Source organism: Pseudomonas sp. PS02303 (genome assembly GCF_029959925.1).
Classification (GTDB): Bacteria; Pseudomonadota; Gammaproteobacteria; order Pseudomonadales; family Pseudomonadaceae; genus Aquipseudomonas; species Aquipseudomonas mandelii.
Genome location: NZ_JASCOM010000229.1, coordinates 1 through 9,258, shown reverse-complemented (window position 1 = coordinate 9,258; position 9,258 = coordinate 1). Strand labels below are relative to the sequence as shown.

Below are 9,258 nucleotides of genomic sequence, written 5' to 3'. Positions count from 1 at the left end.
CCGCTGGAGTGCGCAGCGCTCCCCGTTTTTAGGTCTGCTTCGCAGCCCAGCGGGAGCAAGCTCCCTCGCCACAGGTCCGCGTTCACCCCTCAGAAGTTATCCGGCGTCCGCGCCTTCTCCCGGGCATGCTCCCGGCTGATCAAGCCCTTGGTCACCAAATCCTTTAAGCACATGTCCAGCGTCTGCATCCCCAGGCTGCCCCCGGTCTGAATCGAGGAGTACATCTGCGCCACCTTGTCTTCGCGGATCAGGTTACGGATCGCCGACGTGCCGAGCATGATTTCGTGCGCCGCAATGCGCCCACCGCCGATCTTCTTGATCAGGGTCTGCGACACCACCGCCAGTAACGACTCGGACAGCATCGACCGCACCATCGATTTCTCGTCCCCCGGAAACACGTCCACCACCCGGTCGATGGTCTTCGCCGCTGACGTGGTGTGCAGCGTGCCGAACACCAGGTGACCGGTCTCGGCGGCGGTCAATGCCAGGCGGATGGTCTCCAGATCACGCATCTCCCCCACCAGAATCACGTCCGGGTCTTCCCGCAGCGCCGAGCGCAGGGCCGTGGCGAAGCTACGGGTATCACGGTGGACTTCGCGCTGGTTGATCAGGCATTTACGCGATTCATGGACGAATTCGATGGGGTCTTCGATGGTGAGGATGTGGTGATGGCGATGGTTGTTCAGGTAATCGATCATCGCCGCCAGGGTGGTGGACTTGCCGGAACCGGTGGGGCCGGTCACCAGCACCAGGCCGCGCGGCGCCTCGGTGATCTTGCGAAACACCTCGCCCATGCCGAGGTCGTCCATGCTCAGGACTTTCGACGGGATGGTCCGGAATACCGCACCCGCCCCCCGGTTCTGGTTGAAGGCGTTGACCCGGAAACGCGCCACGCCGGGCACTTCGAAGGAAAAATCAGTCTCCAGGTGTTTCTCGAAGTCCACCCGCTGGGTGTCGTTCATGATGTCGTAGATCAGCTCATGCACCTGTTTGTGGTCCAGGGCCGGCAGGTTGATGCGCCGCACGTCGCCGTCGACTCGAATCATCGGTGGCAGGCCGGCAGACAGGTGCAGGTCGGACGCGCCCTGTTTAGCGCTGAAGGCCAGCAGCTCAGTGATATCCATAGCGCTCCTCAATTCCAGTAGAATGCCGCCAACCTTCAAACCGCCGGCGCCTCTTTGATGTCCACGATAGCAGACAACATTCTTCAGGTTAGTTCGCGCATCCGCGCCGCCGCCCTTGCCGCCCACCGCGACGAGCACAGCGTTCAACTGCTGGCGGTGAGCAAGACCAAGCCTGCCGAGGCCGTGCGCGAGGCGTATGCCGCAGGCGTGAGCGATTTTGGCGAGAATTACTTGCAGGAAGCCTTGGGCAAACAGCTCGAATTGGCCGACCTGCCCTTGATCTGGCACTTCATCGGCCCCATTCAATCGAACAAGACTCGCGCTATCGCCGAGCACTTCGCCTGGGTGCATTCCGTGGATCGCTTGAAAATCGCACAACGCCTGTCCGAACAACGCCCTGCCGATCTGCCGCCCTTGAACATCTGTATACAGGTCAATGTCAGCGGTGAAGCCAGCAAATCCGGCTGCACCCCGGCCGACCTGCCGGCCCTGGCCAAGTCCATCAGCGAATTGCCGCGCATCAAGTTGCGAGGGTTGATGGCGATCCCTGAGCCGACTGAAGATCGCGCCGCCCAGGATGCCGCTTTTGCTGCCGTGCAAAGCCTGCAAGCCAGCCTGAATCTGCCGCTCGACACACTTTCCATGGGCATGAGCCACGACCTCGAGTCGGCCATCGCCCAGGGTGCCACTTGGGTCCGCATCGGTACGGCCCTGTTTGGCGCCCGCGACTACGGTCAACCATGACAATGGCTGACGCCTCTCTTGATAAGGACCTGACATGAGCAAGACTCGTATTGCCTTTATCGGTGCCGGAAACATGGCCGCCAGCCTCATCGGCGGTCTTCGCGCCAAAGGCCTGGACGCCGCACAGATCCGCGCCAGCGATCCGGGCGCCGAAACCCGCGCCAAGGTGCAGGCTGAACATGGCGTTGAAGTATTCGCCGACAATGCCGATGCCATTCAAGACGCTGACGTGGTAGTGCTGGCGGTCAAGCCGCAGGCCATGAAAGCCGTGTGCGAAGCGATTCGCCCAAGCCTGAAACCGAATCAATTGGTGGTTTCGATTGCGGCCGGCATCACCTGCGCCAGCATGAACAACTGGCTCGGCGCCCAGCCGATCGTGCGCTGCATGCCCAACACCCCGGCGCTGCTGCGTCAGGGCGTAAGCGGTTTGTTTGCCACGGCCGAAGTAAACGCTGAGCAACGTCAGCAAGCCGAAGAGCTGTTGTCGGCCGTCGGCATTGCCCTGTGGCTGAACGAAGAGCAGCAACTGGACGCGGTCACCGCCGTTTCCGGCTCGGGTCCGGCGTACTTCTTCCTGCTGATCGAAGCCATGACCGCCGCTGGCGTGAAACTCGGCCTGCCAGCGGACATCGCCGCACAATTGACGGTACAAACCGCGTTGGGTGCCGCACACATGGCGGTTGCCAGTGATGTCGACGCTGCTGAATTACGTCGTCGCGTGACGTCCCCGGCGGGCACCACGGAAGCGGCAATCAAATCGTTCCAGGCCGGCGGCTTTGAAGCGCTGGTCGAAAAAGCACTCGGCGCCGCTGCGCACCGTTCGGCCGAGATGGCTGAGCAACTTGGCCGCTAATCAGCTCTTACAAAGGAATTAATGATGCTTGGACTCAATGACGCTGCCATTTTCATAATTAAAACCCTGGGCAGCCTGTACCTGCTGATCGTACTGATGCGCTTCATCCTGCAATTGGTCCGGGCGAACTTCTACAACCCGCTCTGCCAGTTCATCGTTAAGGCCACCCAACCGCTGCTCAAGCCGCTGCGCCGGGTCATCCCGAGCATGTTCGGGCTGGACATGTCGTCACTGGTATTGGCGCTGATCATTCAAATGCTGCTGATCGCGGTGATCCTGCTGCTCAAAGGCTTCATGGTCGACTGGCTGTTCCTGGTGCCATGGGCCCTGATCGCGCTCTTCTCTCTGTTCTTGAACATTATTTTCTGGGCGATGATCATCAGCGTGATTCTGTCCTGGGTCGCCCCAGGCAGCCACAACCCAGGTGCAGAACTGGTCGCGCAGATCACTGAACCAGTACTCGCCCCGTTCCGTCGGATCATTCCGAACCTGGGTGGCCTCGACATCTCGCCGATCTTCGCGTTTATCGTGATCCAGTTGCTGCAAAGCTGGCTGATCCCGCGCCTTGCGAACTTCGCCCTGATGCCGATGGGGCTGCTCGGCCTGATCTGATGAGCTACTTTCGCTGGGACGGTGATGATCTGATTCTGGAATGTCACCTGCAACCGGCAGCCCGCAGCGATGACTTCTGCGGGCTGCACGGGGATCGGCTGAAGATTCGCCTGACCGCACCGCCGGTCGAAGGCAAGGCCAACGCGTATCTGATGGCGTTTCTGGCCAAGGCGTTTGGGGTGTCCAAGAGTCAGGTCAGTTTGATCAGCGGGGAGTTGAACCGGCAGAAGCGGGTGAGGATCTGTTCGCCGAAGAAGCTGCCGGATTTGCCGGATCTGCTGCGTCCGGCAGGTTAACCGCGTCATCGTTCTTCGCGGGCAAGTCTCGCGCCTACAAGATGACGCAATCCCTGTAGGAGCGAGGCTTGCCCGCGAATGCCGCGTCTCGGTCCAGCTGAATGAAATCAGGCCCGCCCTTTGCTTGCCGCTGACCCCACCGGTCTTTAGACTTACGCCTCATTTCAACGAGAGCAGGGTCGATGCCAACTGCCTTTCCCGCCGATTCTGTTGGTCTGGTGACGCCGCAAGTGGCGCACTTCAGTGAACCCCTGGCCCTGGCCTGTGGCCGTTCGCTCCCAGCTTATGACCTCATTTACGAAACCTACGGCACGCTGAACGCCACGGCGAGCAACGCCGTGCTGATCTGCCACGCCTTGTCGGGTCACCATCACGCTGCCGGCTTCCACAGCCCCGACGACCGCAAACCCGGTTGGTGGGACAGTTGCATCGGCCCCGGCAAGCCGATCGACACCAACAAATTCTTCGTGGTCAGCCTGAACAACCTCGGCGGCTGCAACGGCTCCACCGGCCCCAGCAGCATCAATCCGGAGACCGGCAAGCCGTTTGGCGCTGACTTCCCGGTCCTGACCGTGGAAGACTGGGTGCACAGCCAGGCGCGCCTGGCCGACCTGCTCGGCATTCGCCAATGGGCCGCCGTAATCGGCGGCAGCCTCGGCGGCATGCAGGCGATGCAGTGGAGCATCACCTACCCGGAGCGCATTCGTCATTGTCTGGCCATCGCCTCGGCCCCCAAGTTGTCGGCGCAGAACATCGCCTTCAACGAAGTGGCGCGCCAGGCGATCCTCACCGACCCCGATTTCCACGGCGGCTCGTTCCAAGAGGCGGGCGTGATCCCCAAGCGCGGTTTGATGCTGGCGCGGATGGTCGGGCACATCACCTACCTGTCGGATGACTCGATGGGCGAGAAATTCGGTCGTGGCCTCAAGAGCGAAAAGCTCAACTACGACTTCCACAGCGTCGAGTTCCAGGTTGAAAGCTACCTGCGTTATCAGGGCGAAGAGTTCTCCGGGCGTTTCGACGCCAACACGTACCTGCTGATGACCAAGGCGCTGGACTACTTCGACCCGGCAGCCAACTTCGACGATGACCTGGCGAAAACCTTCGCCAATGCCCAGGCCAAGTTCTGCGTGATGTCTTTCACCACCGACTGGCGCTTCTCCCCTGCCCGCTCGCGGGAACTGGTGAATGCGCTAATGGCGGCCAAGAAGGACGTTTGCTACCTCGAGATCGACGCTCCGCAAGGCCACGACGCCTTCCTGATTCCGATCCCGCGTTACTTGCAGGCCTTCAGCAATTACATGAACCGCATTACGTTGTGAGAAAGCCATGAGAGCTGATCTGGAAATCATCCAGGAATGGATCCCCGCTGGCAGCCGCGTGCTCGACCTCGGTTGCGGCGACGGCGAACTGCTGACCTGGCTGCGCGATAACAAACAAGTGACGGGCTATGGCCTGGAAAACGATCCGGACAACATCGCCGAATGCGTGGCCAAGGGCATCAACGTGATCGAGCAGGACCTGGACAAGGGCCTCGGCAACTTCGCCAGCAACAGCTTCGACGTCGTGGTCATGACCCAGGCGCTGCAAGCCGTGCATTACCCGGACAGGATCCTCGACGAAATGCTGCGGGTCGGCCGCCAGTGCATCATCACCTTCCCCAACTTCGGTCACTGGCGCTGCCGCTGGTACCTGGCGAGCAAGGGCCGGATGCCGGTGTCGGAGTTTCTGCCATATACCTGGTACAACACGCCGAACATCCACTTCTGCACCTTCGAAGACTTTGAAGCGTTGTGTCGCGAACGTGAAGCCAAGGTCATTGATCGGCTGGCCGTGGATCAACAACACCGCCACGGGTGGGCCAGTAAGCTATGGCCTAATCTATTAGGTGAAATCGGTATTTACCGCGTCAGCAGCCCAGGGTTGCAGGATCACAAAATCGCGGTCTGAACCACGACATTCCAAGGAGAACGATCATGGGTCGTCTAGCGCTGTTTGTACTTACTGCCTGCCTGAGCGTCACGGCCATGGCCTCCGACGTCATCAAAGGTGATCGTCAGGAGAAGTTTGGTGATGTGACGGTGCATTACAACACCTTCAACTCGACCTTTCTGACCCCTGATATCGCTAAAGCCGCGGAGCTCACCCGTAGCAAGAATCAAGGCGTGATCAACGTTTCGGTAATCAAGGAAGGCAAACCCCAGATGGCTCAGGTCAGCGGGACGGTCAAAGACCTGACCAGCCAAAGTGTGCCGCTGAAATTCAAACAGATCACCGAACAGGGCGCGATCTACTACATCGCCCAGTTCCCGGTGGATCAGCAGGAAGTCCGCACCTTCGAGATCAAGGTGCAGAACGGCGATAAAATCAACACCATCAATTTCAACCAAGAGCTTTTCCCCGGCGAATGATGAACTTCACGCAACTCGTACTGGCCAGCCATAACGCCGGCAAACTCAAGGAACTCCAGGCCATGCTCGGCGAGTCGGTGCAACTGCGCTCGATCGGCGAGTTCAGCAGCGTCGAGCCTGAAGAAACCGGCCTGTCGTTCGTCGAGAATGCCATCCTCAAGGCCCGCAACGCCGCGCGCATCTCCGGTTTGCCGGCGCTGGCCGACGATTCCGGGCTAGCGGTGGATTTCCTTGGCGGTGCGCCGGGTATCTATTCGGCTCGTTACGCGGATGGCCAGGGTGATGCGGCGAACAACGCCAAACTGCTCGAAGCGTTGAAGGATGTGCCGGAATCTGAGCGCGGCGCACAGTTCGTCTGCGTGCTGGCGCTGGTGCGACATGCCGACGATCCGCTGCCGATCCTCTGCGAAGGCCTGTGGCACGGGCGCATCTTGACGGCGGCCAGCGGTGAACACGGGTTTGGCTACGACCCGCTGTTCTGGGTGCCGTCGCGCGATTGCTCCAGCGCCGAGCTGAGCCCGAGCGAGAAGAACCTCATCAGCCACCGCGCCCGTGCAATGGATCTGCTGCGCCAGCGTCTAGGCCTGATATGACCCACGACTCATCCGCGTCACCGCTGATTTTCGGCGGTGCCGCCCCCTCGCCTCGGGCCGCGCTCCCCGTGCTGCCGCCCCTTGCGTTGTACATCCACATTCCGTGGTGTGTGCGCAAATGCCCTTATTGCGACTTCAACTCCCACACTGCCAGCCCGGTGCTGCCGGAAGAAGAGTACGTCGACGCGTTGCTGGCCGACCTCGATCAGGACCTGCATGCGGTTTACGGTCGTGAGCTGAGCTCGATTTTCTTCGGTGGCGGCACGCCGAGCCTGTTCAGCGCCGAAGCCCTGGGTCGTTTGCTCAAAGGCGTCGAGCAGCGGATTGCGTTCGCCAGCGACATCGAAATCACCCTGGAAGCCAATCCGGGAACGTTCGAGCAAGAGAAATTCGTCGCCTACCGCGCGCTGGGCATCAATCGCCTGTCGATCGGTATCCAGAGTTTCCAGGAAGAGAAGCTCAAGGCCTTGGGGCGGATTCACAACGGTGACGAAGCGGTGCGAGCCGCCGGCATGGCACGTCAGGCCGGGTTCGACAACTTCAATCTGGACTTGATGCACGGCTTGCCGGATCAGTCGCTGGACGATGCGTTGAACGACCTGCGCCAGGCCATCGCCCTGAAGCCGACGCATTTGTCCTGGTATCAACTGACGCTGGAGCCGAACACGGTGTTCTGGAACCAGCCGCCGACGCTGCCGGAAGACGACACGCTGTGGGACATTCAGGAAGCCGGTCAGGCGCTGCTTGCCGAACACGGTTACGCGCAATACGAAGTCTCGGCTTATGCTCAGCCTGGTCGCCCGGCGCGGCATAACCTCAATTACTGGAGTTTCGGCGACTTCATCGGCATCGGTGCCGGTGCCCACGGCAAGCTCAGCCATCCGGACGGACGCATCGTGCGCACCTGGAAAACGCGCCTGCCGAAGGATTACCTGAACCCGGCGAAAAGCTTCAAGGCCGGAGAGAAAGCGCTGACCAACGACGAGCTGCCGTTCGACTTCCTGATGAACGCCCTGCGCCTGACGGAAGGCGTGGAATCGCGCCTGTATCCGGAGCGCACCGGACTGCCGCTGGAAAGCCTCGCCGAAGGCCGGCGGGAAGCCGAACAAAGCGGCCTGTTGCAGGTCGAACCGTCACGTCTGGCGGCGACTGATCGCGGACAGCTGTTTCTCAATGACTTGCTGCAAACATTTCTGAGCTGATTTCAGCCTTAGGGGAAAACGAATGGATTTGATACTCGACCTGCTCGCCACCGTCTCCCGCTGGAGCCGCAGCAACCTGTCGGAAATCTCTCTGGCGCTGGTGGGCTGTCTGCTGGTGTTGTTTGGCGCCGATATCAAAGGCTGGGTCGACCAACGCCTGGGCAGCATCGCCGGCGCCTTGCGCGTCCCGCTGATGGCATTGGTGTGCATGGTCGGCAGCGGCGTCGCGTTGATCTATGCCACCCCGTGGATCATCAAAGGCCTGAGCCAGTTCAACAACTACAGCCTGGCGCCGGTGTTGTTGGTGGTGCTGGTGCTGATCGGCGTCGTCGCCGACCGCCGCTGACCTTTGACTACACCCAAAACAACTGTGGGAGCGAGCCTGCTCGCGATGACGTCATAACATTCAACATCTTCGTTGACTGTCAGACCGCCATCGCTGGCAAGCCCGCTCCCACATTTTTTGTATTGCGAATGCCCTTTAGGGCTTGCCCACGGACTTGGCTTCGCTTCGGATCCTGGCACTGATCCCCATAAAGTCGTGGCAGCCCAACGCTTCGGCCTTGTCCAGATACACAACATTCTGACGGTCGAGCCTGCCACTCTCATTGACTCGGCTCATTGCCAGAATGTAATTGGCCTCGGCCCGGTACTGATCTTCGGTCAGCATCAATGCGACAGCACGCGCCTGCAAGGACCCTATCACTCGTTCTTTTGACAAGCCTGGCTGCAAGTCCTGAAAGCACAGGGCGCGCTTGGCCGGCATCGGATAAAAATCAGCAAAAATATCTGGCTCCTGAAGCAGCTCCTCAAGCGTCTGCAGATATTTCAAGTGACCGGCATCGCGTCGGTCAGACTTCATCGAGTCCTGATCGCACCGATGGAAGTAGGCGACGGCTGCCGCCAAAAAGCCTTGATCCATGGCTTTTTCATAAAGCTCACAGGTTTCCCTGCGCTGTTGTTCGGTAGGGCCCGGTTTGCTCAGGGTATTAGCCAGCAAATAGCTCGCGATGGGATGCCCACCGTCAGACGCCATCTTCAAATTGTATTTGAAGGCCTCCAGATCACCTTCCATGTTGCCTATTTGCTCGGGCTTGTTCTTGAAATCCTGCTCCCCGCTTGCTTCCAGCCTGACCAACTCATCCGCGTTACGTTTGATTTGATCAGCTGCGTCCTGGGCACGTTGAAAGTAGTCGTCGATCGTCAGCGTCTGTCCGTGAGCCATTGAAGGCAGGGCGATGAACAACAGGATGCAGACGAGGATGAATTTCAAAACCTTGTCTTCCTTTACAATTGGGGGCATAGAGCTTTCGGCGGCCAGACGCCGATCTTGAACACGGCATAAAGCAAATGTGGGAGCGAGCCTGCTCGCGATGACGTCATAACAATCAACATCTTCGTTGACTGTCAGACCGCCATCGCG

Annotated in this window: 12 protein-coding genes; 10 read left to right on the top strand and 2 right to left on the bottom strand. The window is 59.9% G+C overall.

The features are described from left to right. Positions 1–89 precede the first annotated feature (89 nt). A complete protein-coding gene (locus QMX98_RS28365) occupies positions 90–1,124 on the bottom strand; it encodes a type IV pilus twitching motility protein PilT (RefSeq protein ID WP_010466841.1) in 1,035 nt (344 codons plus the stop codon). Between the two features lie 57 nt (positions 1,125–1,181). On the opposite strand from QMX98_RS28365, the gene QMX98_RS28360 reads away from it, so the two are divergent. The 10 genes from QMX98_RS28360 to QMX98_RS28315 all read left to right on the top strand — a co-directional run bounded on the left by QMX98_RS28360 (position 1,182) and on the right by QMX98_RS28315 (position 8,181). After that, positions 1,182–1,868, top strand: coding sequence for a YggS family pyridoxal phosphate-dependent enzyme (locus QMX98_RS28360; protein WP_010466839.1), 687 nt, complete (start codon positions 1,182–1,184; stop codon positions 1,866–1,868). 34 nt (positions 1,869–1,902) lie between these two features. After that, a complete protein-coding gene (proC, locus tag QMX98_RS28355; protein ID WP_010466837.1) occupies positions 1,903–2,721 on the top strand; it encodes a pyrroline-5-carboxylate reductase in 819 nt (272 codons plus the stop codon). Positions 2,722–2,745: 24 nt separating this feature from the next. Continuing rightward, positions 2,746–3,333 (top strand): YggT family protein, encoded by a 588-nt coding sequence (locus QMX98_RS28350; RefSeq protein WP_010466835.1) that lies wholly within the window; start codon positions 2,746–2,748, stop codon positions 3,331–3,333. Beyond that, positions 3,333–3,629, top strand: a complete 297-nt coding sequence (locus QMX98_RS28345; RefSeq protein ID WP_008007416.1) for a DUF167 domain-containing protein — start codon at positions 3,333–3,335, stop codon at positions 3,627–3,629. The genes QMX98_RS28350 and QMX98_RS28345 overlap by 1 nt, the downstream gene beginning before the upstream one ends. A gap of 182 nt (positions 3,630–3,811) precedes the next feature. Then, on the top strand, positions 3,812–4,951 hold the full coding sequence (locus QMX98_RS28340) for a homoserine O-acetyltransferase (protein ID WP_154502062.1): 1,140 nt from the start codon (positions 3,812–3,814) through the stop codon (positions 4,949–4,951). Positions 4,952–4,958: 7 nt separating this feature from the next. Further along, complete coding sequence (gene metW / locus QMX98_RS28335) at positions 4,959–5,579, top strand: methionine biosynthesis protein MetW (protein ID WP_010466828.1); 621 nt, start codon at positions 4,959–4,961, stop codon at positions 5,577–5,579. A gap of 26 nt (positions 5,580–5,605) precedes the next feature. Then, positions 5,606–6,040 (top strand): DUF4426 domain-containing protein, encoded by a 435-nt coding sequence (locus QMX98_RS28330; RefSeq protein WP_282411723.1) that lies wholly within the window; start codon positions 5,606–5,608, stop codon positions 6,038–6,040. Then, a complete protein-coding gene (gene rdgB, locus QMX98_RS28325) occupies positions 6,037–6,633 on the top strand; it encodes an RdgB/HAM1 family non-canonical purine NTP pyrophosphatase (protein ID WP_083375543.1) in 597 nt (198 codons plus the stop codon). The genes QMX98_RS28330 and rdgB overlap by 4 nt, the downstream gene beginning before the upstream one ends. Beyond that, positions 6,630–7,835: a radical SAM family heme chaperone HemW gene (hemW, locus tag QMX98_RS28320; RefSeq protein ID WP_282411722.1), complete on the top strand. Its 1,206-nt coding sequence runs from the start codon at positions 6,630–6,632 to the stop codon at positions 7,833–7,835. The genes rdgB and hemW overlap by 4 nt, the downstream gene beginning before the upstream one ends. Positions 7,836–7,857: 22 nt before the next feature. Beyond that, positions 7,858–8,181 carry a DUF3392 domain-containing protein gene (locus QMX98_RS28315; protein ID WP_010466821.1) on the top strand — a complete coding sequence of 108 codons (324 nt, stop codon included), beginning with the start codon at positions 7,858–7,860 and terminating at the stop codon, positions 8,179–8,181. Between the two features lie 135 nt (positions 8,182–8,316). Here the strand turns inward: QMX98_RS28315 and QMX98_RS28310 are convergent. Then, on the bottom strand, positions 8,317–9,258 hold a 942-nt coding region (locus QMX98_RS28310; RefSeq protein ID WP_348967364.1), incomplete at its 5' end, for a hypothetical protein.